Raw genomic sequence first — 26,672 nt, 5'->3', positions numbered from 1 at the left:
GAATTGATTATGATGGCGCCCATCCCAACACAACTTCTCCGCTTCAAGGACGCTTCGACATGAACAACACTACCCTCAACGCCCTGTTCTCCACCCGCGCCGGCGCCGGTCTCAGCGTTATCCGCATCCTGGTCGGCATCATCTTCATGGCGCACGGCGCGCAAAAACTGTTCGGCCTGTTCGGCGGTTACGGCCTGGAAGGTACCGGCCAGTGGATGGAAAGCATCGGCCTGGCCCCGGGCTACCTGATGGCCCTGTTGTCCGGTAGCGCCGAATTCTTCGGCGGCCTGGCACTGGTGGTTGGCTTGCTGGCTCGCCCGGCGGCCCTGGCGCTGAGCGTAACGCTGGTGGTGGCGATTCTCTCCGTGCACATCGGTAACGGCCTGTTCATGTCGAACAACGGCTACGAGTTCGCCCTGGCGCTGCTGGCCGGCACGGTTGCCGTCATGATCGAAGGCGCTGGCCGCTTTTCGCTGGACCGCCTGATCGCCCGGTAATCAGCTGCAAGCAGTGAGCTGCAAGCCGCAAGCAAGAGCGGGCCAGTACTCGGCCTGCTTTTGCTTGTGGCTTCTAGCTTGCAACTTGTAGCTCATCGCTCTAGCATACCGCCTGCGCCGATTTAAACAGCTACTTGCGGGGCGCGGGAAAGCCCCCCTCCGGGCCATCCGAAATACCGCTAAAGCGCTGGTTCGGTGACGCCTCCCACCGCTGCCCAGCGGGATTCGCGAGGCGGAGAGAAGCTCCATGAGTTGTCCACGTACCAGTGTCTGTTTGAGCCCTTTGCCTGCCAGCCAGGCGGCCCGCACACCGCGCATTCTGCTCGGCGGCCAGCATCAGCCCACCCTTTTGCGTCACCTCGAAGGCCTGTCCCGTCGCAAGGGCCAGGCGCGCGCCTTCCTGATCCAGTTCGTCGATATCGGCTGCCACCTGGCGCAATACGGCAATGACCGCTTCGACCTGGCCGTTATCCAGGCCCCGGCGCCGGACGAGGCCGCCGAAGTCATTGGCCACCTCACCCGCATTGCGCGCCAAGGCCTGATTACCCGCCGCTGAGGAGTGCGCTGTTGAGTACCAACATCATCACCACGGAAGGCCATGAGGCGCTGAAGAAAGAGCTGGACCACCTGTGGCGTGTCTATCGCCCGGAGATCACCCAGAAGGTTGCCTGGGCGGCGTCACTGGGCGACCGCAGCGAAAATGCCGACTACCAGTACAACAAGAAGCTGCTGCGCGAAATCGACCGCCGGGTGCGTTACCTGCGCAAGCGGCTTGAAGATGTGAAGGTGGTGGCCTACTCGCCGCAACAGGAAGGCAAGGTGTTTTTTGGTGCCTGGGTCGAGATCGAGAATGACGATGGCGAGACCATGAAGTTTCGCATTGTCGGCTATGACGAGATCTACGGGCGCAACGATTACATCTCGATCGACTCGCCCATGGCGCGGGCCTTGCTCAAGAAGGAGGAGGGCGATGAGGTGGTGGTGCACACACCTACCGGTGAAGCGACCTGGTATGTGAAGAGCATCACTTACGGCCAATGAATTGATGTTGTCTGCACCGGCCCCTTCGCGGGCACGCCCGCTCCCACAGGAATATCACAGCATTTGAGCATTGTGCCGGACCTGTGGGAGCGGGCGTGCCCGCGAAGGGGCCGGTGCGGGTAACCCTCAACTGTCGCGCAACACCGCCAACGGGCTGGCATTCAACGCTCGCCGGGTCCCCAGAACCCCCGCACCGCCCACCAGCAGCGCCCCCGCCAGCGGCAGCGCCAGCAGCCACGGGTGCGGGCTCCACTGCAAGTCGAAGGCATAGCGGTACAGCGCCAGGGTAATCAGCTCACAGCCCACTGCGGCCAACAACCCGCTGGCCGCCCCCAGCAAGCCGAACTCGATACGCCGTGCCTTGACCAGTAATGGCCGCGCCGCCCCCAGCGCACGCAACAAGGCACCCTGGCGGATGCGTTCGTCCAGCGTTGACTGCAAGCCGGCAAACAACACCGCCAGCCCGGCGGCCAGTACGAAGAGCAGCACATACTCCACCGCCAGGGTCACCTGGGCGAGGATGCTGCGCAGCTGGTCGAGCAAGGCATCCACCTGCAGGATGGTCACCGCCGGGAATGCCCGTGACAGCGCCACCACGTCCAGGTCGTGGCCCGGCGCCAGGTAGAAGCTGGTCAGGTAGGTGGTCGGCAGCCCCTGCAGTGTGCCGGGCTGGAAGATCATGTAGAAGTTTGGCTGGAAGCTGTCCCAGTGCACGCTGCGCAGGCTGCTGACCCGGGCCTGACGTTGCTGGCCGCCGATTTCGAAGGTCAGCAGGTCGCCCATTTTCAGTTTCAGGCTGCTGGCCAGCTCCGCCTCCACCGATACACCGGGGATTTCGTCGCTGGCGGGCAAGGCTTGCCACCAGTTGCCTGCGGTCAGTGCATTGCCTTCGGGCAGTTCGGCGGCCCAGGTCAGGCTGAGGTCGCGCTGCACGGCGCGCTCACCTGCCGAGTCCTTGCTGACGATTTGCTGTACCGGTTGCTCGTTGATTTGCACCAGGCGCCCCGGCGTTACCGGGTACAAAGGCGCTGAAGTGGCGTTGACCTGATGCAGGCGTTGAGCGAACGGCTCACGATCATCCGGCAGGATGTTCAGGGCGAAATGGTTGGGCGCATCCTTGGGTAACTGAGCTTGCCAGGTGTCGAGCAGTTCTGCGCGTAGCAGGGCGACCAACGCCATGGCTAGCAGGATCAGGCCGAAGGCCAAGGCCTGGCCGGCGGCGGCCGTGGGGTGGCGCAGCAACTGGCCCAGCCCCAGGCGCCAGGCCAGTGGCGCGCCGGCCAGCAGCTGGCGGAGGCTGCGCAAGCCGAGCAATAGCAAGCCGCCGAGCAGTAATGCGGCGACCAGGCCGCCCCCGAGCAGGGCGAAGGTGAGCAACAGGTCGAGGCTCAGGCGCCACATGATCAGGCCAAGCGCAAACAGAGCGGCGCCGTACACCAACCAACTGCTGGGCGGTATCGGCAACAGATCACGGCGCAGTACCCGCAGTGGCGGGACCTGGCCCAGGGCGGCAATGGGTGGCAGGGCGAAGCCGGCCAGTGCAACCAACCCGGTGCCGATGCCGGCCAGGGCCGGGATGATGCCGCCTGCCGGCACCACGCTTGGCAGCAGCCCGTGCAGCAGGCGGAACAGGCCCAGTTGTGCCAGCCAGCCGAGCAGGGCGCCGGCAAGGGCGGCAACCAGGCCGAGCATGGCCAGTTGCAGGCAATACAGGCCCAGTGCCTGGCGGCGCGAGAGACCCAGGCAGCGCAGTAGCGCGCTGGCATCCAGACGACGTGCGGCATAACGGCTGGCCGACAAGGCCACGGCGACCCCGGCCAGCAGCACCGCCACCAGGCTGGCCATGTTCAGGTAGCGTTCGGCCTTGCCCAGGGCGCCGCCGATCTGCTGGTTGCCATCGCGGGTGTCGCGCAGGCGCTGGTTGGCGGCCAGGCCTTTTTCCACGCCTTGGCGGTATTGGGCCAGCGCCCCGGCATCGCCGCGCCACAGATCGCGGTAGGTGACCCGGCTGCCCGGCTGGATTACACCGGTGGCCTCCAGGTCGGCCAGGTTCATCATCACCCGCGGGGTAAGGCTGTAGAAGTTGTTGGCGCGGTCCGGTTCGTAGGTCAGCACACGGCTCATGCGCAGGGTTTTCATGCCTACGTCGATGCTGTCGCCAATCGCCAGCCCCAGCGCCGCCAACAGGCGGGGCTCGACCCACGCCTCGCCAGGTGCCGGGCCGCCGCCAGGTGTTTCCTCGGCATAGGGCGCCGGCGCGCTGCGTACTTGCCCGCGCAACGGGTAGGCACTGTCGGCGGCCTTGACGCTGGACAGCTGGATGCCGTTGTCGCCGCCCACCACACTGGTGAACTCGACCACCTGCGCGTGACGCAAGCCAAGTGCGGTGCCGGTATCGATCTGCTGCTCGCGGGCGGGGGTGCTGCCCTGCAGCACCAGGTCGGCACCCAGGAATTCGCTGGCGCGCAGTTGCATGGCGCCGTTCAGGCGGGCGCCGAAATAGCCGATGGCGGTGCTGGCGGCCACTGCCACCAGCAGGGCAAAGAACAGCACGCGCACTTCGCTGGCGCGAATGTCGCGCAGCAACTGGCGCAGGGCAAGGCCGCACAGGCGGGACAACGGCATGTGCTTCATCAAGCCTCCACCGGCGCCACCAGGCGCCCCGCGTCCAGGCGGATCTGGCGGCGACAGCGCCGGGCCAGGCGTTCGTCATGGGTAACCAGCACCAGGGTGGTACCGCGCTCCTTGTTCAAGTCAAACAGCAAGTCGCTGATGCGCTCACCCGTGTGGCTGTCGAGGTTGCCGGTGGGCTCGTCGGCAAACAGCACCGCAGGTTGTGCGGCGAAGGCGCGGGCGATGGCTACCCGCTGCTGTTCGCCGCCCGACAGTTGGCGTGGGGTGTGGCTCAGGCGCTTGCCGAGGCCGACCCGCTCCAGCAGGGAGCGCGCCTGCTCGCGGGCATCGCGGCGGCCGTCCAGCTCCAGTGGCAGCATGACGTTTTCCAGCGCATTGAGGCTGTCGAGCAACTGGAATGACTGGAACACGAAACCCACATGTTCGGCGCGTACCCGGGCGCGCTGGTCTTCATCCAGTGGCCCCAGGTCGTTGCCGGCGAGGATGACCTTGCCGGCACTGGGCAGGTCGAGGCCGGCGAGCAGACCGAGCAGGGTCGACTTGCCTGAGCCCGAGGCGCCGACGATGGCCAGGCTGTCGCCTTTGGCCAGTTCGAGGGAGAGTGCGTGGAGGATCGTCAGGTCACCTTCCGCGCTGGGGACCACTTTGCTAAGGTTCTGCGCAACGAGTATGTTGGGGCCCATGGAGAATCCGATGCGAGTGTGGTGGTTGAGTGCCGGTCTGGCCCTGTATTGCCTGGCCCAGAGCGCGGCGGCGGGAACACTGCTGGTTGTTGGCGATAGTATCAGCGCCGGTTTTGGCCTGGATACCCGCCAGGGCTGGGTCACTCTGTTGCAGACCCGCCTCAAGGACGAAGGTTTCGACGACAAAGTGGTCAATGCCTCGATCAGCGGCGACACCAGCGCAGGTGGCCAGGCGCGGCTGCCGGCGCTGCTTGCAGCGCATAAACCGAGCCTGGTGGTGCTGGAGCTGGGCGGCAACGATGGCCTGCGTGGGCAACCGCCCGCGCAATTGCAACAAAATCTTGCCTCGATGATTGAGGGGGCACGCCAGGCCGGTGCCAAGGTGGTGCTGCTGGGCATGCGCCTGCCGCCCAATTACGGGGTGCGCTACACCACCGCTTTTGCCAAGGTGTATGAACAGCTGGCTGCGGACAAACAGGTGCCGTTGGTGCCGTTTTTCCTCGAAGGGGTAGGGGGCGTGCCTGAGTTGATGCAGGCCGATGGCATCCATCCGGCCCAAGGTGCCCAGCAGCGCCTGCTGGAAAATGCCTGGCCGGCGATAAAACCCTTGCTGTGACGCTTTAAACGGGGCGGGCTTTCGGCTAATGTTGCGCCCCCCGTTTCGAGTGCCCCCGATGCCGCGTCCTGCCTGGTCCCTGTATGCCTACCAACTGATCGAGCCCGATGAGCAGCTCGACCTGTTCGCCTGCCAGGAAATCCGCGTCCACCTGGTGGCCCGCCAGCTTGAGCTGGGCGTGCCGGTCGACCGCACCTTGTGCGGCGGCCTGCTGCCGGCGCAGCCGCGCTGGTCGGGGGTGCCGCGCGCGATCTACCGCGATAGCCGGCTGTGTGACCTCTGCCGAGCCATCCTCGATGCCCAGCGGCGCGGCATGCGCCCGGTCTGGCCAGAGCTGCAGGCGAGCTGAACGGCAAGCACCTTTCATCATCTGAAACGCTTGCATCGCGCCAATGCCTCCCGCTTGCATCGGCGCGGGTGTACAATCGATCCTCTTGACCCACCTTTCGAAGGATTTACCGGATGTTGCCGCGCTTTCCTGCCGTCACCCGTAGCCTGTCCCTGGCCGCCCTGCTGGTAGCTGGCCCCGCTGCTGCGCTGGAGCTGCCACTGCCACCGCCCGGTGAAGACATCGTCGGTCAGGTGCATGTGATCAAGGCAAAGTACGAGGACACGTTCGCCGACATCGGCACTGCCAACGACCTCGGCTACCTGGAAATGATTGCCGCCAACCCGGGCGTCGACCCTTGGCTGCCGGGCGCTGGCACCGAGATCATCCTGCCGACCCGCTACGTGCTGCCGCCTGGCCCGCGCGAAGGCATCGTCATCAACCTGGCCGAGTACCGCCTGTACTACTTCCCGAAAGGGCAGAACGTGGTACATACCTTCCCGCTAGGGATTGGTCGTGAGGGTTGGGGGTCGCCGATCGCCAATACCAAGATCACCGCCAAGACGCCGAACCCGACCTGGACGCCACCTGCTTCCATCCGCAAAGAGCACGCGGCGGACGGTGACATCCTGCCGACCGTAGTGCCGGCTGGCCCGGACAACCCGCTGGGGCCGTTCAAGTTCACCCTGGGCGTGCCGGGCTACCTGATCCACGGTTCGAACAAGAAGTTCGGCATTGGCATGCGTACCAGCCACGGCTGCTTCCGCATGCTCAACAACAACGTGCTGGAACTGTCGAAGATGGTGCCGGTGGGTACGCCGGTGCGCATCATCAACGAGCCTTACAAGTTCGGTATCAGTGGCGGCAAGGTCTATCTGGAAGCGCACACGCCGCTGGACGACCAGGGTAACCCGTCGGTAGTCGATAAACACACCGCCGTTATCAACGCCTTGCTCAAGCGTGAAGACCTGGCCAATAACCTGCGTATGAACTGGGACATGGTGCGTGACGTGGTGGCCGCAGAAGATGGCATGCCGGTAGAAATTGCCGTGCCGGTCGAGAACCAGGGCAGCGCCCCTATGGTGTCGAGCATTCCGCCAGAACTGCAGTAAGGTAACTGCGACACATCACGGCCCGCCTTAGTGCGGGCCTTTTCGTTACTGCCTGCCGCATTTACCTTGCTGGCAGGCAATAAAAAAGCCGACCCACAAGTGGGTCGGCTTCTTAACAATCCGCGAGGATTATTACTTGCGGCTGGCTTTGTCCAGCATACGCAGAGCGCGCTCGTTGGCTTCGTCAGCGGTCTGCTGAGCCTTCTGAGCGGCTGCCAGTGCGTCGTCAGCCTTACGGTAGGCTTCGTCAGCACGAGCTTGAGCGCGAGCTGCTGCGTCTTCAGTCGCAGTCAGACGAGCTTCGGTTTCTTTGGATACGCTGCTGCAACCGGTAGCCAGAACTGCGGCCAGAGCCAGAGCAGAGAATTTCAGAACGTTGTTCATCGTGTTCCCCTTCAAGGACTTTCTATTAAATAGCCATCTCTCAGGAAAGAGAAACTGGCCGGCGTACATAGTACCCATTACTTGTAGTAAGTAAACTGACTGAGCGCAAGAACTGCAAAAAAAATGTGGCTTGGCGCCACGCCGACAAGATTTGCGACGTGCGTGTGAAAAAAACGTGCAGGGTTCGCAAGCGATTGTAGTACCGGAACTTTTTTGTTGAACTAACGGTGACTTTAACTGTCCTTCGACGTCTTAAGCCCTACAACATCCGGCGGCTGTTGAAGGTAGCAGGGAAGAGTCGCTTTCTCAGCATTTTCGCCATTTTTCGCCGCTGCCACCTTGAGCAATCCCATTTGCGGCGCCTACTATCTTGTGAGTGCCAGAGGATCCGAACGATTACAATCGTCCAGAGGTCGAAGGGGCAACAGGTGGCGTAGAGGATTTAGCGCCGGATAAACCACCATCGGTTAAGGTATGGGTCTACCGAGAAGACCTGCGAGGAGTAGTGATGAGCGAAGCGCTGACCATCCACCATGACCAGGCCGGTCATCAGTTCGAGACCACCGTGGACGGTCATCGTGCCTATCTGACGTACATGGATCTGGGCAAGCAGACGCTGGACATCTATCGCACCTTCGTGCCCAACGCCTTGCGGGGCCGCGGGATTGCTGCCGCTTTGACCGAGCGGGCGCTGGAGTACGCTGAACAGATGGGCTATACGGTGATTCCGTCCTGCTCATATGTGGAACGCTACATGGAGCGCCAGCAGCGGCATTCGAGCAAGGCCTGACGCTTTACATAAAAAACGGGGGCCGCTTCGCGCCCCATTCGCGGCACAAGGCCGCTCCTACAGGAGATCGCATATCCCTATAGGAGCGGCCTAGTGCCGCGAATGGGGCGCGAAGCGGCCCCGCTTTTTTACATCAATCAGCCGCGCTTGCGCTGCGGCAGCACATCCTTGAGCTTGGCATGCATGCTGCGCAAGGTTTTCTCGGTCGCGGCCCAGTCGATGCACGAGTCGGTGACCGAGACGCCGTACTGCAATTCGTTCAGGTCTTTCGGAATGGACTGGCAGCCCCAGTTCAGGTGGCTTTCCACCATCAGGCCAATGATCGACTGGTTGCCTTCGAGGATCTGGTTGGCAACGTTCTCCATGACCAGCGGTTGCAGGGCCGGGTCCTTGTTGGAGTTGGCGTGGCTGCAATCGACCATGATGTTGGCCTTGATCTTGGCTTTGGCCAGGTCCTGCTCGCACAGGGCGACGCTGACCGAGTCGTAGTTCGGCTTGCCGTTGCCGCCGCGCAGTACCACGTGGCCGTACGGGTTGCCCTTGGTGGTGACGATGGACACGCCACCTTCCTGGTTGATACCGAGGAAGCGGTGTGGCTTGGACACCGACTGCAGGGCGTTGATGGCAACGGTCAGGCCGCCGTCGGTGCCGTTCTTGAAGCCGACCGCCGAAGACAGGCCCGAGGCCATTTCGCGGTGGGTCTGCGATTCGGTGGTGCGAGCGCCGATCGCCGACCAGCTGATCAGGTCCTGCAGGTATTGCGGGGAAATCGGGTCAAGCGCTTCGGTAGCGGTCGGCAGGCCCATTTCGGCCAGGTCCAGCAGCAGCTGGCGGCCAATGTGCAGGCCATCCTGGATCTTGAACGAGTCATCCAGGTACGGGTCGTTGATCAGGCCTTTCCAGCCGACGGTGGTGCGTGGCTTTTCGAAGTACACACGCATGACCAGGTACAGCGTATCGGACACTTCTGCGGCCAGCACCTTCAGGCGCTCGGCGTATTCGTGGGCGGCCTTGATATCGTGGATGGAGCAAGGGCCGACCACGACGAACAGGCGATGGTCCTTGCCGTCGAGAATATTGCGCACCACTTCACGGCCGGCAGTCACGGTCTGCAGGGCCTTGGCGCTGAGGGGGATTTCCTTCTTGAGCTGATCGGGGGTGATCAGGGTCTCGTTGGAGGCAACGTTCAAGTCATCGATCGGTAAATCAGCCATCGTGTTACTCGTCAGGTCACGGGTGCCGGCCGCCAACTGTCCCCGTGCGGCCCAGCAGCAAGAATAATCGCAGCGGGGAGCCGAACCTTAGCGCGTTACGGGTGGCGCGACAATGGGCTGAAGTCCCGTCAGCATGCTGTTTTCCCTGCCGTTGTGGCGCTTTGGCGTGCATGGGCTAGCTGGCAGGGTGCAAGCTGTGTAAAAAGAAAGCTGGCATTGACCTGGAGATCGGCATGCAGCCGCGCACACCACGCATCGGCATCATTGGCAGCGGAGCTATTGGAGGCTTCTATGGGTTGATGCTGGCCCGGGCCGGTTTCGACGTGCATTTTCTGCTGCGCAGCGAGTACCAGGTCGTACGCGAGCAGGGGTTGGCGGTGGACAGCGCGGTACACGGTACGCTGCAGATGAAGGTGCAGGCCTATGCCTATGCCGCCGACATGCCGCCTTGCGACTGGTTGCTGGTCGGTGCCAAGTCCACCAGCAATGACCAGCTGGCGCCACTGATCGTGCAGGCCGCTGCACCCGGCGCCAAAGTTGTACTGCTGCAAAATGGTCTGGGTGTGGAGGAGCAGTTGCGTCCGGCCTTGCGCCGCGACATGCACCTGCTCGGCGGCCTGTGTTTCATCTGCGTCAACCGCCACGCGCCGGGTGTGATTCGTCACCAGGCCCTGGGGGCGGTCAACCTGGGCTATCACAGTGGGCCGGCCAGTGATGGTGGTGCGGCCGTGCTCAGTGAGGGTGCAGGGTTGTTCCAGGCGGCGGGCATCGATTCGCAGGCCATGCCGAACCTGGACCTGGCGCGCTGGCAGAAGCTGGTATGGAACGTGCCGTACAACGGTCTGTCGGTATTGCTGGGCGAAGGCACCGCCGGGCTGATGGCAAGCAGCCATGGCCGTAAACTGATCCAGGCCCTGATGGCCGAGGTGGTGCAAGGCGCTGCCGCCTGTGGGCATGTGTTACCCGAGGGGTATGCCGAGCACTTGTTCCAGATGACCGAGCGCATGCCTGACTATTGGCCAAGCATGTTTCACGACTATGCCCTCATGCGCCCGCTGGAGCTGCAGGCTATCTATGCAGAGCCGCTGGTGCGTGCGCGTGCGGCAGGCTGCAGCTTGCCGCGCATGGAAACCCTGTACCAGGCACTAAGTTTCCTCGACGCCAGTGATCGGCCCTGCTGACGGCAGCTTTGACCTCAGCGTTGCTTTTTTGCGCGGCCCTGCAGGCCGCGCCGGCAGCGCGCCGGACGGCAAAGCGTGCGTTCGGCGCGCTGCTAAGCTGAAGCTTGCTCTGCCGTTGCGGCAGTCGAGGAGGTCGAATGATCCGCTCCATGCTGTACGCCACCGACCTCGGTGTCTACGCCCCTTTTGTGATGCAGCACGCGCTGGCCTTGGCGCGCACGTTCAATGCCGAGTTGTATGTCATTCACGCCGTGGAGCCAATGGGCCAGTTCGCCGAATCCCTCCTGCAAAGCTACCTCGATGAGCAGACGCTCGACCAGTTGCATAGCCAGGGGGTGAACGCGGTGATGGCCAACATCGAGCAGCGCGTGCTGGAAAACTTCCGCGATGAGCTGGGCGAGGAGGCCGACCTTGCGGTGATCAAGGCGGTGCGGGTACGCCAGGGCGATCCGGCGCAGGTGATTCTTGACCAGGCGCAGCGGCTTAGCGTCGACCTGTTGATTTTCGGCAGCCACAGCGCCGGCGCCGGCGTGGATGTGCCCTTGGGGCGCACGGCAGTGCGACTGCTGCAACTGTCGCCGGTGCCGGTGTACATGGTGCCTTTGGCGCAGCATCTGGGGCGTAGGAAAACATGAAGTGAAGCGTCTGCTTTTTCCGAGGGTACGTAACAAAATAGTTCTAGATTTATTTCCAGAACCACTAATATAGTTATATATCGTCGCTGCCTGCTGCCGCGGACTCATCGCTGAACCGAGGGAAACCTATGAAGCTTCAACAACTGCGCTACATCTGGGAAGTGGCGCACCATGACCTCAACGTCTCCGCGACGGCGCAGAGCCTGTATACCTCCCAGCCAGGTATCAGCAAGCAGATCCGCCTGCTCGAAGATGAACTGGGTGTTGAAGTCTTTGCTCGCAGCGGCAAGCACCTGACACGTGTAACCCCGGCCGGTGAGCGCATCATCAATACCGCCGGCGAAATCCTGCGCAAGGTCGAAAGCATCAAGCAGATTGCCCAGGAGTTCTCCAACGAGAAGAAGGGTACGCTGTCCATTGCCACCACCCACACCCAGGCGCGCTATGCCTTGCCGCCGGTGATCAGCAGCTTCATCAAGCAGTACCCGGAAGTGTCCCTGCACATGCACCAGGGTTCGCCCATGCAGATTGCCGAGATGGCTGCGGACGGTACGGTCGACTTCGCCATCGCCACCGAGGCGCTGGAGCTGTTCGGCGACCTGATCATGATGCCGTGCTACAAGTGGAACCGCTGCGTGGTGGTGCCGCAAGGTCACCCGCTGGCCAAGCTGCCGAAACTGACCCTTGAAGCGGTTGCCGAATACCCGATCGTTACCTATGTGTTCGGGTTTACCGGGCGCTCGAAGCTGGACGAAGCCTTCAACCACCGTGGCCTTACGCCAAAAGTGGTGTTCACCGCAGCAGACGCCGACGTGATCAAGACCTATGTGCGCCTGGGGCTGGGCGTAGGTATCGTCGCGGGTATGGCCGTGGACGCCAAACTCGACAATGACCTGGTGGCCCTGGATGCCAGCGAGCTGTTCGAAGCCAGCATTACCAAGATCGGCTTCCGTCGTGGCACCTTCCTGCGCGGCTTCATGTGCGACTTCATCGAGAAGTTCGCCCCGCACCTGACCCGCGAAGTGATGGCCAAGGCCATTCAGTGCCATAACAAGCAAGAGCTTGAAGAACTGTTCGCAGGCGTTGAACTGCCGGTGCACTGATTCGCAATTGTGCGGGGCCGCAAAGCGGCCCCGGCTATCTCAAGCCTTGCTGATCAGGTTGCCGGCGTGCAGCCCGCATTCCTTCTGCGTCGACTCTTCCCACCACCAACGCCCTTCACGCTCATGCTGGTTCGGCAGCACCGGACGGGTGCATGGCTCGCAGCCGATGCTGATGAAGCCGCGCTCATGCAGGCTGTTATAGGGCAGCTCAAGCATGCGGATATAACCCCACACCTCTTCACTGCTCATCTGCGCCAGCGGGTTGAACTTGTACAGGGTGCGCTCGGGCGTGGAGAAGGCGCTGTCGATTTCCAGTGCCGCCACCTGGCTGCGGGTGCCTGGGCTCTGGTCGCGGCGCTGGCCGGTGGCCCAGGCGCTCACGGTGGCCAGCTTGCGGCGCAGCGGCTCGATCTTGCGAATACCGCAGCACTCGCCGTGGCCGTCCTTGTAGAAGCTGAACAGGCCCTTTTCCTTGACGAACGGGTCGAGTTTGGCACGGTCGGGGCTGAGCAGTTCAATCGGCAGGTTGTACTGCTCGCGCACCTGGTCGATGAACCGGTAGGTCTCCGGGTGCAGGCGGCCGGTGTCGAGGCTGAACACCTTGACCTGCTTGTTCAGCTTCCAGGCCATGTCGACCAGCACCACGTCCTCGGCGCCGCTGAATGAGATCCACAGGTCATCACCAAAATGCTCGAAGGCGAGCTTGAGAATGTCCTGCGGGGACTTGTTGGCGTAGGTCGCGGCCAGGGCGGCGACGTCGAAGGGTTGGCTCATCAGGCGGTTTCCATCTTGGCTGTGGCGCTGTGCGCTCGTAGTAAGGTGATGGTAACAAAAAAACGCGGGCTAGACGGACTCACAAGCCCTGCAAGGTCTGCATCAACACCCGCACTTTGGCGATCGACTCTTCATATTCGGCCTGCCATTCGGAGTCGGCCACCACCGCACCGCCGCCCCAGCAACTGACCTGGCCGTCCTTGACCAGCAGGCTGCGAATGGCAATCGAGCTGTCCATCTCGCCGCGCACATCCACATACAGCAGCGAGCCGCAGTAAAGCGCCCGGCGTGCAGGCTCCAGCTCGTCGATGATCTGCATGGCGCGAATCTTCGGCGCCCCGGTGATCGAGCCGCCGGGGAAGCTGTCGCCGATCAGGTCCAGGGCATCCTTGTCGCTGGCCAGCTGGCCGGTGATGCTGCTGACCAGGTGGTGGACGTTGGGGTAGCTCTCCAGGCTGAACAGCTCCGGTACCTTCACAGAACCGATCTTGCAGGTACGCCCCAGGTCGTTGCGCAGCAAGTCGACGATCATGAGGTTTTCCGAGCGGTCCTTAGGGCTGTGCAGCAGCTCCTCGGCATTGCGCTTGTCTTCAATCGGGTCGCTGGCGCGCGGGCGAGTGCCCTTGATTGGCCGGGTTTCCACCTGCCCCTGGCTGACGCGGATGAAGCGCTCCGGGGAGAAGCTGAGCAAGGCACTGCCATCGCCCAGTTGCTGGTAGCCGGAAAACGGCGTGGGGCAAGCTTGGCGCAGGGCCTGATAGGCGCGCCAGGGGTCGCCATGGCAGGGCGCGCGAAAGCGCTGGGTAAGGTTGATCTGGTAGCAGTCGCCGGCCTGGATGTAGCGCTGTACCTGGTCGAAGGCGGCCCGGTACTGGTCGGGCTGCAGGTCACCGGCCATCGGCGCGAGCAGCTGGAAGTCGCCGCTTGCGGTGTCGCAGGCGCCTTCGAAAAGCGTGATCAGGCGTTCGCGTTCACTGCCGGCCAGGCTTGGGTGGAACACCAGCTGGCTGGTGCCGTGCACATGGTCGCTGACCAGTGCCCAGGCATACAGCCCCAGTTGCGCGTCGGGCAGGCCGAGGTCGTCCACGGCCAGGCTTGGCAGGTGTTCCAGGCGGCGACCGAAATCGTAGCTCAGGTAGCCGATCAGGCCACCGGCGAAGGGTAGCTCGCTGCCTTCGGGCAGTTGCGCATGGCCCAGGTGGGCCAGGCCGTCGCGCAGGCGCTGGAGGAAGGTGCTGCCTTGTTCATCGGGGTGCGCTTGCAGCTGTTGCAGCGGCCAGGCGCTGAGCAGGTCGAAGCGGCCGCGTTCGGCGCCGGGGCGGGCGCTGTCGAGCAGGATCGCGCCGGGGGCCTGGCGCAGGCGGGCGAAATAGGCGGCTGGGTCAGGCTGGTAGGGCAGGGGGTAAAGCGTACAGGTCGGCATCAGTGTGGACGGCGATGTAAAAGCGAGGAGGGCGATTGTAGACCTGTGTAGGAAAAGCGCCTAGCACTGGGCGCGACATTCAACAGTGTGTTTGGCCCATTCGCAGCACAAGGCTGCTCCTACAGGTGAAACGCAGCCCAGCAAGCCTGCACAGTACCTGTAGGAGCAGCCTTGTGCTGCGAATGGGCTGCAAGGCAGCCCCGGCAATTCAGCGGTTAGGCACGTGCCCGAACAAACCCTGTGCTACCCGAACCCGCTGTTCGGCATCTTCGGTAATGCCATCCTTGGCCAGCGCTTCGATATGCGCCTCAATGGCGTGGGTGCGCTGGGTCAGGCCGCAGTCGTTGGCAATCTGGATGTTAAGGCCCGGGCGGGCGTTTAGCTCCAGGATCAGCGGGCCTTTTTCCTGGTCCAGCACCATGTCCACGCCGATGTAGCCCAGCCCGCACAGTTCATAGCAGCCGGCGGCCAGCTTCATGAAGCCGTCCCAGTTCGGCAGCTGCACGCCATCCACCGCATTGGTGGTGTCCGGGTGCTTGCTGATGATGTTGTTCAGCCAGGTACCGCGCAGGGTCACGCCGGTGGCCAGGTCAACGCCCACGCCGATGGCGCCCTGGTGCAGGTTGGCCTTGCCGCCGGACTGGCGGGTCGGCAGGCGCAGCATGGCCATTACCGGGTACCCCATCAGCACGATGATGCGGATGTCCGGCACGCCTTCGTAGCTGATGCTTTTGAAGATCTGGTCGGGGGTAACCCGGTACTCGATCAGCGCGCGGTCGCGGTGGCCGCCCAGCGAGTACAGGCCGGTGAGGATGCTCGAAATCTGGTGTTCGATTTCCTCATGGCTGATGATCTTGCCCGACACCGTGCGGTAGCGGTCCTCGAAGCGGTCGGCGATCACCAGGATGCCGTCACCGCCGGCGCCTTGCGCCGGCTTGATGACGAAATCGCTGCGCCCGCCAATGATCTGGTCGAGCTTGTCGATTTCTTTCTCGGTTTCGATGATGCCGTACATTTCCGGCACATGGATACCGGCCGCCAGGGCGCGCTCCTTGGTGATGATCTTGTCGTCGACGATCGGGTACAAGCTGCGCTTGTTGTACTTCAACACGTAGTCCGCGTTGCGCCGGTTGATACCCATGATGCCCCGGGCCTCCAGGGCTTTCCACGTCTTGATCAGGCCAAACATCAGGCGTCAGCCTTCTTCAGGAATGCCTTGAAGCGCACGAGTTCGGTCAGGCGGTAGCCACGGTAGCGGCCCATCGCCAGCATGAAGCCCACCAGGATCAGCAGTACGGCCGGGAACGTGAACACGAAGTACACCAGCTCCGGCACCATCATCAGCAGGTGCGCCAAAGAGGCTGCAAACAGGGTGCCGATGGCCACTTTCATGGCATGGCCACCGCCACGTTCTTCCCAGGTGATCGACAGGCGCTCGATGGTCATGGTCAGGATCACCATCGGGAACAATGCCACCGACAGCCCGCGCTCAAGGCCCAGCTTGTGGCTGAACAGGCTGATGGCGGCGATCAGCACCACGACGAAGGTCAGCACCACCGACAGGCGTGGCAGCATTTGCAGCTTGAGGTGTTCCAGGTATGAGCGTAACGACAGGCCAAGCGCGGTAATCACCGTGAACAGCACGATGCCAAAGCCCAGTTGGGTCTCGCGGAAGGCCAGGGCGATCAGTACGGGGGTGAAGGTACCCAGGGTCTGCAAGCCGATCAGGTTGCGCAGCACCAGGATCACCAGCACGCCGATAGGGATCATGACCATGATCATGAAGGTTTGCTGGGTCTGCAGCGGCAGGCTGTACAGCGAGTACTCGAGGAAGTCGGCGTCGGTGTTCTCGTCGGTCAGCTTGGCCAGGCGGATGGCGTTCATCTCGCTGTTGTTCATGCTGAAGGTGACGTTGGCCTTCTTGCCGCCATCGACGGTGATCAGGTTGTCGTCACCGGTCCACCACAGCAGGCGGTCGCTGGGCAGGCCTTGCTCCCCGGTGTCCGGGTTGAAGTACAGCCAGTCGTTACCGTTGAAACTGCGCAGCCACAGTTCCGGGGTTTGCGGGGTGTCGGCCACCAGGCGGATGGTGTGCACCTTTTCCATCGGTACGTGGGCGATCGACAGCAGCAGGTCGATGATCTGGGCTTTCTTCATCGGCGAGGTGTCGCCGGCCAGCAGCAGCTTGACGTTGTCGTCGTTGAGGTTGTTGACCCGCTTGATGGTCTCGCTGACGAAGGTCTCGACGTCGGCAGAGTGCTGGCGAATCGGCGCCATCAGGGCTTCGGCGGCGATCTTCTCGGGGCCTTCGATAGCCAGGCTGTCACGGAAGGTCGGGCCTTTGACCGTGGTCTTCTCGTTGCTGTAGCGCTTGGTCAGCACCAGGCGGTAGTAGAGGGTCTGGTTGCCGCTGGCGCGGCGGGCCGACCAGGTGACCTTGCGGTTACCGTCGGCACGGTTGACGCTCACCCCGTAGTTGTTGGAGATGAAGCTCTCGTTGAGGCTGACATAGTCGCGGTTCAGCGGTGGCACGAACATCTGCACCTTGACCGGGTCCTTGGTGCTGGCCACGAACTCGACCTTGGCGTCGATGTTCCACAGGTCGTCGGTTTCATCCTCGGTCACCGGGATGCCGAGGAAGAAGATCTGGTAAGCCGTGACCGCCACACCCAGTAGCACCAGTACGGTGATCAGGACTTTCAGATGGAGGGTAAGAGAGCGCATCGGAATTACTCTGCTTTGTGAGCGTCGGTGGCACAGGCAGGTTTGCCGGCCGCATATTTAAGGCTTGGGTCGACCAGCGCGTCGAAGTGCTTGAGTGCCTCGGAGCCGATCAGCAGCGGGAACTGGAAGGCGCTGCGGTCGGTGAGGTTGACTTCGATGGTGCGCATGGCCTGGCCCATGCAGATTTCAAGTTCGATGACCGGGCGTGCCGTGTAGGCCTTGCCCGATTCGGCATCATAGTCGCCGGCCCGGCGCTTGATCTTGCTTACGCGTGCCAGCGGGCGCTCGATCGGGTGCGAGTGGGCAGCATCGATGGCCAGGTAGAAGCGCACCCAGCTTTCGCCGTTGCGCTTGAACCGCTTGATATCGCGGGCGCTGAGCGAGGCGGTCTTGGCGCCGGTGTCGAGCTTGGCGGCCACTTCCAGGTCCAGGTCGCCCAGCCGTGCATATTCGTTGAGACCATAGACGGTCTTGCCCGCAGCCTGACCAAGGGCCGGCAGCAGGGTGAGGCATAGCAGCAATAAAACGGGTGTAAGTCTCATAATCCTGGCGCGGTGCAGTGCAAGGTTCTAGGCAAGGTTCTGGTCAAGGCGACTGGCAACTACTGCGCAAGCTTCCTCTTTTATCTGTCAACAAGCATGAATGTATGACAGACAGGCTATCCATACCCCATCGGAGGCGCGGCATTCTATCACGCCGACGTCTTGACGCCAGCGGTGCGCGATCTGACAGCACCGGGCGGGGGTTAGTTCGTTATTAGACAATTGTCGACAATGTTCATTTTGTCTTTGACTGGCGAGCGTGTTTTCGCTAATTTCTGGCAAAGAGATTTTCAAGGTGTCGACAATATGCAGGACCTTTCCACCGCCAGCCCGGTGCTGACAGACGAAACGGAAACCTTGTCTGAAAACGTCTTCCGGCGCATTCAGGCGGCCATCGTCAAGGGCGAAATTGCCCCCGGCAGCAAGATTTCCGAGCCGGAGCTGGCGCGCACCTACGGCATCAGCCGTGGGCCGTTGCGCGAGGCCATCCACCGCCTGGAGGGCCAGCGCCTGCTGGTGCGCGTACCGCATGTGGGCGCGCGGGTGGTATCGCTGAACCACGCTGAACTGATCGAACTGTACGAAATCCGCGAGTCGCTGGAAGGCATGGCCTGCCGCCTGGCAGCCGAACGGATGAGTCAGGGCGACATCGACGAACTGCGCCGTGTGCTTGATACCCATGAGCGCGATGCCGCATTCCAGGCTGGTGTGGGTTACTACCAGCAGGAAGGCGACTACGACTTCCATTACCGGATCATCCAGGGCAGCGGCAACCAGACCCTGGTCAAGATGCTGTGCGGCGAACTGTACCAACTGGTGCGCATGTACCGCATCCAGTTCTCTGCCACGCCCAATCGGCCACGCCAGGCGTTTGCCGAACACCACCGCATCCTCGATGCCATCGCCGACCGTGACGGCGAGCTGGCCGAACTCCTGATGCGCCGCCACATCGGCGCGTCCAAGCGCAACATCGAGCGTCACTATCTGGACGCCCACAACAACAGCCCACGAGGTGAGAAATGACTGTGAAGAGCACCCCCGGTCAGCGTTTCCGCGACGCCGTTGCTGCCGAACATCCCCTGCAGGTGGTTGGCGCCATCAATGCCAACCATGCCCTGCTGGCCAAGCGTGCCGGCTTCAAGGCCATCTACCTGTCCGGCGGCGGCGTGGCCGCAGGCTCGCTGGGCTTGCCGGACCTGGGCATCACCGGCCTGGACGACGTGCTCACCGATGTGCGCCGCATTACCGACGTGTGCGACGTGCCGTTGCTGGTGGATGTTGACACCGGCTTCGGTGCGTCGGCCTTCAACGTCGCCCGCACCGTACGTTCGATGAGCAAGTTTGGCGCTGCTGCCATCCATATCGAGGACCAGGTTGGCGCCAAACGCTGCGGCCACCGTCCGAACAAGGAAATCGTCAGCCAGCAGGAAATGGTCGACCGCATCAAGGCCGCTGTCGATGCCCGTAGCGACGACAGCTTCGTGATCATGGCGCGTACTGACGCCTTGGCCGTCGAAGGCCTGAACGCTGCCCTTGATCGCGCCGAGGCCTGCATCGAGGCTGGCGCCGACATGATCTTCCCGGAAGCCATCACTGAACTGCAGATGTACAAGACGTTCGCTGATCGGGTGAAGGCACCGATTCTGGCCAACATCACCGAATTCGGCGCCACGCCCCTGTACACCACCGAAGAGCTGGCCTCGGTCGACGTGTCGCTGGTGCTGTACCCGCTGTCGGCGTTCCGTGCCATGAACAAGGCCGCCGAGAACGTGTACACCGCGCTGCGCCGCGACGGCACACAGAAAAACGTGATCGACACCATGCAGACCCGCATGGAGCTCTACGATGCCATTGGTTACCACGCCTTCGAGCAGAGCCTCGACGCGCTGTTTGCCCAGAAGAAAGGGTAAGTGATGGCGCCTGTGCCGGCCTCTTCGCGGGTTTACCCGCGAAGAGGCCGGCACAGGCGAACCGAATTAGCCAGCAAGAAATCCATAACAAATTCAAGAAAGGAGAAACACCATGGCCGAAGCGAAAGTACTCAGTGGCGCAGGCCTGCGTGGCCAGGTGGCCGGCCAGACCGCACTGTCGACCGTTGGCCAGGCCGGTGCCGGCCTGACCTACCGGGGTTACGACGTGCGTGACCTGGCGGCAGGTGCCGAGTTCGAAGAAGTCGCTTACCTGCTGCTGTACGGCGAGCTGCCAACCCAGGCCGAGCTGGCCGACTACAAGCTCAAGCTCAAGGGCCTGCGTGACCTACCGCAAGCATTGAAGGAAGTGCTGGAGCGTATCCCGCGTGACGCCCACCCGATGGACGTGATGCGCACCGGTTGCTCGGTACTGGGTACCCTGGAGCCCGAGCTCACTTTCGAAGCCCAGCGCGACAAGACCGACCGCCTGCTGGCGCTGTTCCCGGCAGTGATGTGCTACTGGTACCGCTTCACCCACCATGGCGTGCGCATCGATTGCACCAGTGACGAAGACACGCTCGGCGGCCACTTCCTGCACCTGCTGCACGGCAAAAAGCCGAGCGAGCTGCACGTCAAGGTCATGAACGTGTCGCTGATCCTGTACGCCGAGCACGAGTTCAACGCCTCCACGTTCACCGCCCGCGTTTGCGCCTCGACCCTGTCCGACCTGTACTCCTGCGTCACCGCTGCCATTGGCTCGCTGCGCGGCCCGCTGCACGGCGGTGCCAACGAGGCGGCGATGGAGCTGATCGAGCGCTTCCAGAGCCCGCAGGAAGCCACCGCCGAGCTGCTGCGCATGCTGGAGCGCAAGGACAAGATCATGGGCTTTGGCCATGCCATCTACAAAGAGTCCGACCCGCGCAACGAGGTGATCAAGGGCTGGTCGAAGCAGCTGGCCGACGAAGTGGGCGACAAGGTGCTGTACCCGGTTTCCGAAGCCATCGACAAGACCATGTGGGAGCAGAAGCGGCTGTTCCCCAACGCTGACTTCTACCATGCCTCGGCGTACCACTTCATGGGTATCCCGACCAAGCTGTTCACCCCGATCTTCGTCTGCTCGCGCCTGACCGGCTGGGCGGCGCATGTCTTCGAACAGCGTGCCAACAACCGCATCATCCGTCCGAGCGCCGAGTATGTCGGCGTCGAGCAGCGCCAGTTCGTGCCGATCGAGCAGCGCTGAAACCGAACCTGTGGGGTGGCCTGTTCCGGCCTCATCGCCGGCAAGCCAGCTCCCACAGGTGTTGCACCGCCCTTGTAGCTAGTGCTGTACCTGTGGGAGCCGGCTTGCCGGCGATGAGGCCGGAGCAGCCAATACAGGGCAGCAATTAGAACGCTATCCACGACCGTACCGTGACCGAGCCTGATAACGATATGAACACAGCATTCCGCAAGCACCTTCCAGGCACCGACCTGGACTACTTCGATGCCCGTGCGGCGGTCGAGGCGATCAAGCCCGGCGCCTACGACGGCCTGCCTTACACGTCCCGCGTGCTCGCCGAGAACCTGGTGCGCCGCTGCGACCCGGCCACCCTCGACGCCTCGCTGGGCCAACTGATCGAACGCCAGCGTGACCTCGACTTCCCGTGGTTCCCGGCCCGCGTGGTGTGCCACGACATCCTCGGCCAGACCGCGCTGGTCGACCTCGCCGGCCTGCGTGATGCCATCGCCGACAAGGGTGGCGACCCGGCCGCCGTCAACCCGGTGGTGCCGGTGCAGCTGATCGTCGACCACTCGCTGGCAGTGGAGTGCGGTGGCTTCGACCCACAGGCCTTCGAAAAGAACCGCGCCATTGAAGACCGCCGCAACGAAGACCGCTTCCACTTCATCAACTGGACCAAGAAGGCGTTCAAGAACGTCGACGTGATCCAGCCGGGTAATGGCATCATGCACCAGATCAACCTGGAGAAGATGTCGCCTGTCATTCATAGCGACCGCGGCGTGGCCTACCCGGACACCTGCGTCGGAACCGACAGCCACACCCCGCATGTCGACGCCCTGGGCGTGATCGCCATTGGCGTTGGTGGCCTGGAAGCCGAAAACGTGATGCTCGGCCGCGCTTCGTGGATGCGCCTGCCCGAAATCGTCGGCGTCGAGCTGACCGGCAAGCTGGCACCGAACATCACCGCCACCGACCTGGTGCTGGCCCTGACCGAATTCCTGCGTAAACAGAAAGTCGTCGGCGCCTACCTGGAATTCCACGGCGAGGGCGCCCGCGCGCTGACCTTGGGTGACCGCGCCACCATTTCCAACATGGCCCCGGAATACGGCGCCACCGCCGCTATGTTCGCCATCGACCAGCAGACCATCGACTACCTGCGCCTGACCGGCCGCGAAGAGCAGCAGGTCAAGCTGGTGGAAACCTACGCCAAGGCGACCGGCCTGTGGGCCGACAGCCTGGGCGGCGCCGTCTACGAGCGCACCCTGAGCTTCGACCTGTCGAGCGTGGTGCGCAACATGGCCGGCCCGTCCAACCCGCACGCTCGCGTGGCCACCAGCGACCTGGCAGCCAAAGGCATTGCCGGCAGCTGGGAAGAGGTGCCGGGGCAGATGCCGGACGGTGCGGTGATCATTGCCGCCATCACCAGCTGCACCAACACCAGCAACCCGCGCAACGTGATAGCTGCTGGCCTGATTGCACGCAATGCCAACAGGCTTGGCCTGGCCCGCAAACCGTGGGTCAAGTCGTCGCTGGCGCCAGGTTCCAAGGCTGTGCAGCTTTACCTGGAAGAAGCCGGGCTGGAGAAGGAGCTGGAGCAACTCGGTTTTGGTATCGTCGCCTTCGCTTGCACCACCTGCAACGGGATGTCTGGCGCGCTGGACCCGGTGATCCAGCAAGAAATCATCGACCGCGACCTGTACGCCACCGCCGTGCTGTCGGGTAACCGCAACTTCGACGGGCGTATCCACCCGTATGCCAAGCAGGCCTTCCTGGCTTCGCCGCCGCTGGTGGTGGCCTATGCCATTGCCGGCACGATCCGCTTCGACATCGAGAAGGATGTGCTGGGCGTGGTCGATGGCAAGGAAATCCGCCTCAAGGACATCTGGCCGAGCGATGAAGAGATCGACGCCGTGGTACGTGCCGCGGTCAAGCCAGAGCAGTTCCGCAAGGTGTACATTCCGATGTTCGCCATCGAGGAAGACCGCGGGCCGAAGGTGGCGCCGCTGTATGACTGGCGCCCGATGAGCACTTACATCCGCCGCCCGCCGTATTGGGAAGGCGCGCTGGCCGGTGAACGTACCCTGCGCGGCATGCGGCCGTTGGCGGTGCTGCCGGACAACATCACCACCGACCACCTGTCGCCGTCCAACGCCATCATGCTCGACAGCGCCGCCGGTGAATACCTGGCGAAAATGGGCTTGCCGGAAGAGGACTTCAACTCTTACGCCACCCACCGCGGCGACCACCTGACCGCCCAGCGTGCCACGTTCGCCAACCCCAAACTGTTCAACGAAATGGTGCGCAAGGAAGACGGCAGCGTGAAGCAGGGCTCGCTGGCGCGTATCGAGCCGGAAGGCAAGGTGACCCGCATGTGGGAGGCGATCGAAACCTACATGCAGCGCAAACAGCCGCTGATCATCGTGGCCGGCGCCGACTACGGCCAAGGTTCGTCCCGCGACTGGGCGGCCAAGGGCGTGCGCCTGGCGGGTGTCGAGGCCATCGTCGCCGAAGGCTTCGAGCGCATTCACCGCACCAACCTGGTGGGCATGGGCGTGTTGCCGCTGGAGTTCAAGCCAGGCACTGACCGCAAAACCCTGGGCCTGGACGGCAGCGAGACCTATGACGTGCTGGGTGCACGTACGCCACGGGCGACCCTCACGTTGGTGGTTACCCGCGCCAATGGCGAGCGCCTGGAAGTGCCGGTGACCTGCCGCCTGGACACCGCCGAGGAAGTGTCGATCTACGAGGCGGGCGGGGTGCTGCAACGCTTTGCCCAGGACTTCCTCGAAGCGACCGCCTGAGCATGAAACGGGGGCCGCTTTGCGGCCCATCGCGACACAAGGTCGCTCCCACAACGGGCAGCGCAGTACCTGTGGGAGCGGCCTTGTGTCGCGAAAGGGCTGCATAGCAGCCCCAGGGTATTTCACCGGACTATCAGGATGCCCAAGACAATGGCACATGTACCCCAGATCAAAATCCCCGCCACCTACATTCGTGGCGGCACCAGCAAAGGCGTGTTCTTCCGCCTGCAAGACCTGCCCGAGCAGGCGCAGATCCCCGGCCCCGCCCGTGACGCACTGCTGCTGCGGGTAATAGGCAGCCCCGACCCCTACGGCAAGCAGATCGACGGCATGGGCGGCGCCACGTCCAGCACCAGCAAGACCGTGATCCTGTCGCAAAGCATCAAGCCCGAACACGATGTCGACTACCTGTTCGGCCAGGTCAGCATCGACAAGGCGTTCGTCGACTGGAGCGGCAACTGCGGCAACCTGTCTGCTGCGGTCGGTTCGTTCGCCATCAGCAGTGGCCTGGTCGACCCGGCGCGCATTCCGCGCAACGGCATCGCCACGGTGCGCATCTGGCAGGCCAATATCGGCAAGACCATCATCGCCCATGTCCCGATCACTGAAGGTGAAGTGCAGGAAACCGGCGACTTCGAGCTGGACGGGGTGACCTTCCCGGCGGCCGAGGTGCAACTGGAGTTCCTCGACCCGGCGGCCGACGACGGTGACGACGGCGGTGCGATGTTCCCCACTGGCAGCCTGGTCGATGACCTGGAGGTGCCGGGTGTCGGCACCTTCAAGGCGACCCTGATCAACGCTGGCATTCCGACCATCTTCGTAAACGCGGCGGATATCGGCTACACCGGTACCGAACTGCAGGACGCTATCAACGGCGACCCGCAGGCGCTGCTGCGTTTCGAGACCATTCGTGCTTATGGCGCCGTGCGCATGGGCTTGATCGACAATGTCGACCAGGCTGCCGGGCGTCAGCACACACCAAAAGTGGCGTTCGTTGCGCCACCGAGCACCTACACTGCGTCCAGTGGCAAGGTGGTACAGGCAGGGGATGTCGACCTGTTGGTGCGGGCCTTGTCGATGGGCAAGCTGCACCATGCCATGATGGGTACGGCGGCGGTGGCGATCGGCACCGCAGCGGCCATTCCGGGCACGCTGGTCAACCTCGCCGCTGGCGGGGGCGAGCGCAGCGCTGTGCGTTTCGGCCACCCTTCGGGCACCTTGCGGGTCGGGGCCGAGGCGCGCCGGGTGGAGGGTGAGTGGACAGTGACCAAGGCAATCATGAGCCGCAGTGCTCGCGTGCTGATGGAGGGCTGGGTTCGCGTGCCTGGCGATAGCTTCTAAAGCACCACTGGCGCTCGGCTTCAAGAGGGGCCGCTTTGCGGCCCTTCGCGGGCTTGCCCGCTCCCACAGGTAATCACAGGGTTTGAATGCTGTGATATCCCTGTGGGAGCGGGCGAGCCCGCGAAGGGCTGCACAGCAGCTCCGGCAATTCTGAAGGGAGCTGGATATGAGCGCCAACGTAGACCTCAACGACCGCCCGGATTACGACCGGGTGCTACAGACCCTGGCCGATTACGCCCTCGGCTACCGGGTCGATTCCGCCGAAGCCCTGGCCACCGCGCGCAACTGCCTGATGGACACCCTCGGCTGCGGCCTGCTGGCCCTGCGCTTCCCCGAATGCACGAAACTCCTCGGCCCTCAGGTGGAAGGCACGCTGGTTCCGAATGGTGCTCGCGTCCCCGGCACTTCCTATCGCCTCGACCCGGTCAAGGCCGCCTGGGACATCGGCTGCACGGTGCGCTGGCTGGACTACAACGACACCTGGCTGGCCGCTGAATGGGCTCATCCCTCGGACAACCTTGGCGGCATCCTGGCCGTGGCTGATCACCTGTCGCAGAAGCACGTCGCAGCGGGTGAGGCGCCGCTGCTGATGCGCGATGTGCTTGAGGCAATGGTCATGGCCCATGAGATCCAGGGTGTGCTGGCCCTGGAAAATTCTTTCAACCGTGTCGGGCTCGATCACGTGATTCTGGTGAAGGTGGCCTCAACCGCCGTGTGTGCCAGGCTGATGGGGGCCAATCGCGAGCAGATGCTCTCGGCCTTGTCCCACGCCTTCGTCGACGGCCAGGCCCTGCGCACTTACCGCCATGCGCCCAACGCCGGTTCTCGCAAGTCCTGGGCGGCGGGCGATGCTTCCAGCCGGGGCGTGCGCCTGGCCGATATCGCCCTGCGCGGCGAGATGGGCGTGCCGGGCGTGCTCACGGCGCCGCAGTGGGGGTTCTACGACGTATCGTTCAGTCATACCAACAAAGACTTGGCGCTCAAGCCTGCCGGGCAGTACGAGCTGCGTCTGCCTCAGGCCTTGGGCAGCTATGTGATGGAAAATGTGTTGTTCAAGGTCAGTTTCCCTGCCGAGTTTCATGCCCAGACCGCCTGTGAGGCGGCAGTGACCCTGCACCCATTGGTGCGCAACCGTCTGCATGAAATCGACCGCATCGTGATCACCACCCAGGAGTCAGCGATCCGCATCATTTCCAAGAGCGGCCCGCTGGCCAATGCTGCCGACCGTGACCACTGCCTGCAGTACATGGTGGCGGTACCGCTGATCTTCGGCCATTTGGTGGCGGAGCACTATGAAGATGCTTTCCATGCCCACCACCCAAGCATCGATCGCCTGCGCGAGAAGATGGAAGTGGTGGAAGACCTGCGCTTCAGCCGCGAGTACCTGGAGCCAGACAAGCGCTCGATCGCCAACGCGCTGCAAGTGTTCTTCAAGGATGGCAGCAGCACTGACCAAGTGGTGGTGGAATACCCGATCGGGCATCGGCGGCGGCGAGGGGAGGGCATACCGTTGCTGGAGGCCAAGTTCAGGGCAAACCTGGGGACGCGTTTTGCTCGTCAGCGGTGTGCGCAGATTGTGGAGGTATGCAAGGACCAGCAGCAGCTGGAGGGTATGGCGGTGCACAGGTTTGTGGATTTGTTTGTGATCTGAGGTGGCCGGTACAGGCTAAAACAAAAAGCCCCGGCATCGCTGCCGGGGCTTTCTTTACTGCCTGTAACT

Annotated in this window: 25 protein-coding genes; 16 read left to right on the top strand and 9 right to left on the bottom strand. The window is 63.1% G+C overall.

Features of this window, described 5'->3' with window-relative positions:
- Positions 1-59: 59 nt before the first annotated feature.
- From PP4_RS17600 to greB, 3 genes are all read left to right on the top strand, one after another.
- Positions 60-497, top strand: coding sequence for a DoxX family protein (locus PP4_RS17600; RefSeq protein WP_016500549.1), 438 nt, complete (start codon positions 60-62; stop codon positions 495-497).
- Between the two features lie 247 nt (positions 498-744).
- The gene (locus PP4_RS17595; protein ID WP_016500548.1) at positions 745-1,053 is read left to right on the top strand and encodes a hypothetical protein; all 309 of its coding nucleotides are present in this window, start codon (positions 745-747) and stop codon (positions 1,051-1,053) included.
- An 11-nt stretch (positions 1,054-1,064) separates the two neighbouring features.
- Positions 1,065-1,538 carry a transcription elongation factor GreB gene (gene greB, locus PP4_RS17590; RefSeq protein ID WP_016500547.1) on the top strand — a complete coding sequence of 158 codons (474 nt, stop codon included), beginning with the start codon at positions 1,065-1,067 and terminating at the stop codon, positions 1,536-1,538.
- 126 nt (positions 1,539-1,664) lie between these two features.
- On the opposite strand, the gene PP4_RS17585 is transcribed toward greB, so the two are convergent.
- On the bottom strand, positions 1,665-4,172 hold the full coding sequence (locus PP4_RS17585; RefSeq protein ID WP_016500546.1) for an ABC transporter permease: 2,508 nt from the start codon (positions 4,170-4,172) through the stop codon (positions 1,665-1,667).
- Entirely contained in the window at positions 4,172-4,855 is a 684-nt protein-coding gene (locus PP4_RS17580; RefSeq protein ID WP_016500545.1) for an ABC transporter ATP-binding protein, read from the bottom strand. The genes PP4_RS17585 and PP4_RS17580 overlap by 1 nt, the downstream gene beginning before the upstream one ends.
- 10 nt (positions 4,856-4,865) lie before the next feature.
- Between PP4_RS17580 and PP4_RS17575 the strand changes: the two genes are divergently transcribed.
- The 3 genes from PP4_RS17575 to PP4_RS17565 all read left to right on the top strand — a co-directional run bounded on the left by PP4_RS17575 (position 4,866) and on the right by PP4_RS17565 (position 6,911).
- Positions 4,866-5,471: an arylesterase gene (locus tag PP4_RS17575; RefSeq protein ID WP_016500544.1), complete on the top strand. Its 606-nt coding sequence runs from the start codon at positions 4,866-4,868 to the stop codon at positions 5,469-5,471.
- A gap of 58 nt (positions 5,472-5,529) precedes the next feature.
- Positions 5,530-5,820 carry a hypothetical protein gene (locus PP4_RS17570; protein ID WP_016485900.1) on the top strand — a complete coding sequence of 97 codons (291 nt, stop codon included), beginning with the start codon at positions 5,530-5,532 and terminating at the stop codon, positions 5,818-5,820.
- 113 nt (positions 5,821-5,933) lie between these two features.
- Positions 5,934-6,911: a L,D-transpeptidase family protein gene (locus PP4_RS17565; RefSeq protein ID WP_016500543.1), complete on the top strand. Its 978-nt coding sequence runs from the start codon at positions 5,934-5,936 to the stop codon at positions 6,909-6,911.
- Positions 6,912-7,043: 132 nt separating this feature from the next.
- Here PP4_RS17565 and oprI read toward each other — a convergent pair whose 3' ends face one another.
- Entirely contained in the window at positions 7,044-7,295 is a 252-nt protein-coding gene (gene oprI / locus PP4_RS17560) for an outer membrane lipoprotei OprI (protein WP_003259780.1), read from the bottom strand.
- A 508-nt stretch (positions 7,296-7,803) separates the two neighbouring features.
- Here oprI and PP4_RS17555 point away from each other — a divergent pair.
- Positions 7,804-8,085, top strand: coding sequence for a GNAT family N-acetyltransferase (locus PP4_RS17555; RefSeq protein WP_016500542.1), 282 nt, complete (start codon positions 7,804-7,806; stop codon positions 8,083-8,085).
- Between the two features lie 137 nt (positions 8,086-8,222).
- Here the strand turns inward: PP4_RS17555 and PP4_RS17550 are convergent, their stop codons facing one another.
- Positions 8,223-9,299 (bottom strand): 3-deoxy-7-phosphoheptulonate synthase, encoded by a 1,077-nt coding sequence (locus tag PP4_RS17550; protein WP_016500541.1) that lies wholly within the window; start codon positions 9,297-9,299, stop codon positions 8,223-8,225.
- A 233-nt stretch (positions 9,300-9,532) separates the two neighbouring features.
- On the opposite strand from PP4_RS17550, the gene PP4_RS17545 reads away from it, so the two are divergent.
- From PP4_RS17545 to cysB, 3 genes are all read left to right on the top strand, one after another.
- Positions 9,533-10,480: a putative 2-dehydropantoate 2-reductase gene (locus PP4_RS17545; RefSeq protein ID WP_016500540.1), complete on the top strand. Its 948-nt coding sequence runs from the start codon at positions 9,533-9,535 to the stop codon at positions 10,478-10,480.
- 137 nt (positions 10,481-10,617) lie between these two features.
- Complete coding sequence (locus PP4_RS17540; RefSeq protein WP_016500539.1) at positions 10,618-11,115, top strand: universal stress protein; 498 nt, start codon at positions 10,618-10,620, stop codon at positions 11,113-11,115.
- 128 nt (positions 11,116-11,243) lie between these two features.
- Positions 11,244-12,218, top strand: coding sequence for an HTH-type transcriptional regulator CysB (cysB, locus tag PP4_RS17535; protein WP_016485905.1), 975 nt, complete (start codon positions 11,244-11,246; stop codon positions 12,216-12,218).
- Between the two features lie 39 nt (positions 12,219-12,257).
- Here the strand turns inward: cysB and PP4_RS17530 are convergent, their stop codons facing one another.
- The 5 genes from PP4_RS17530 to rloA all read right to left on the bottom strand — a co-directional run bounded on the left by PP4_RS17530 (position 12,258) and on the right by rloA (position 17,681).
- Positions 12,258-12,992: a phosphoadenylyl-sulfate reductase gene (locus PP4_RS17530; protein ID WP_016500538.1), complete on the bottom strand. Its 735-nt coding sequence runs from the start codon at positions 12,990-12,992 to the stop codon at positions 12,258-12,260.
- Positions 12,993-13,071: 79 nt separating this feature from the next.
- Complete coding sequence (gene pabB, locus PP4_RS17525; protein ID WP_016500537.1) at positions 13,072-14,415, bottom strand: aminodeoxychorismate synthase component I; 1,344 nt, start codon at positions 14,413-14,415, stop codon at positions 13,072-13,074.
- A gap of 208 nt (positions 14,416-14,623) precedes the next feature.
- A complete protein-coding gene (locus PP4_RS17520) occupies positions 14,624-15,604 on the bottom strand; it encodes an alpha-L-glutamate ligase-like protein (protein ID WP_016500536.1) in 981 nt (326 codons plus the stop codon).
- The gene (gene rloB / locus PP4_RS17515; protein ID WP_016500535.1) at positions 15,604-17,139 is read right to left on the bottom strand and encodes an osmotic stress tolerance membrane protein RloB; all 1,536 of its coding nucleotides are present in this window, start codon (positions 17,137-17,139) and stop codon (positions 15,604-15,606) included. Before rloB ends, PP4_RS17520 begins: the two co-directional genes overlap by 1 nt.
- 5 nt (positions 17,140-17,144) lie before the next feature.
- Positions 17,145-17,681: a retropepsin-like aspartic peptidase RloA gene (gene rloA, locus PP4_RS17510; protein ID WP_016500534.1), complete on the bottom strand. Its 537-nt coding sequence runs from the start codon at positions 17,679-17,681 to the stop codon at positions 17,145-17,147.
- 306 nt (positions 17,682-17,987) lie between these two features.
- On the opposite strand from rloA, the gene PP4_RS17505 reads away from it, so the two are divergent.
- From PP4_RS17505 to prpD, 6 genes are all read left to right on the top strand, one after another.
- A complete protein-coding gene (locus tag PP4_RS17505) occupies positions 17,988-18,704 on the top strand; it encodes a GntR family transcriptional regulator (RefSeq protein ID WP_016500533.1) in 717 nt (238 codons plus the stop codon).
- Positions 18,701-19,591 carry a methylisocitrate lyase gene (gene prpB, locus PP4_RS17500; protein ID WP_016485912.1) on the top strand — a complete coding sequence of 297 codons (891 nt, stop codon included), beginning with the start codon at positions 18,701-18,703 and terminating at the stop codon, positions 19,589-19,591. The genes PP4_RS17505 and prpB overlap by 4 nt, the downstream gene beginning before the upstream one ends.
- A 112-nt stretch (positions 19,592-19,703) precedes the next feature.
- Positions 19,704-20,831 (top strand): bifunctional 2-methylcitrate synthase/citrate synthase, encoded by a 1,128-nt coding sequence (prpC, locus tag PP4_RS17495; protein WP_016500532.1) that lies wholly within the window; start codon positions 19,704-19,706, stop codon positions 20,829-20,831.
- Between the two features lie 191 nt (positions 20,832-21,022).
- Positions 21,023-23,611 carry a Fe/S-dependent 2-methylisocitrate dehydratase AcnD gene (acnD, locus tag PP4_RS17490; protein ID WP_016500531.1) on the top strand — a complete coding sequence of 863 codons (2,589 nt, stop codon included), beginning with the start codon at positions 21,023-21,025 and terminating at the stop codon, positions 23,609-23,611.
- A 150-nt stretch (positions 23,612-23,761) separates the two neighbouring features.
- Positions 23,762-24,952, top strand: a complete 1,191-nt coding sequence (gene prpF / locus PP4_RS17485) for a 2-methylaconitate cis-trans isomerase PrpF (RefSeq protein WP_016500530.1) — start codon at positions 23,762-23,764, stop codon at positions 24,950-24,952.
- 166 nt (positions 24,953-25,118) lie between these two features.
- Positions 25,119-26,603: a 2-methylcitrate dehydratase gene (gene prpD, locus PP4_RS17480; protein WP_016500529.1), complete on the top strand. Its 1,485-nt coding sequence runs from the start codon at positions 25,119-25,121 to the stop codon at positions 26,601-26,603.
- Positions 26,604-26,672: the final 69 nt, after the last annotated feature.

Origin of the sequence: Pseudomonas putida NBRC 14164 (assembly GCF_000412675.1) — a bacterium.
GTDB lineage: Bacteria > Pseudomonadota > Gammaproteobacteria > Pseudomonadales > Pseudomonadaceae > Aquipseudomonas > Aquipseudomonas putida.
This window is presented reverse-complemented; position numbering and strand designations above follow the sequence as displayed.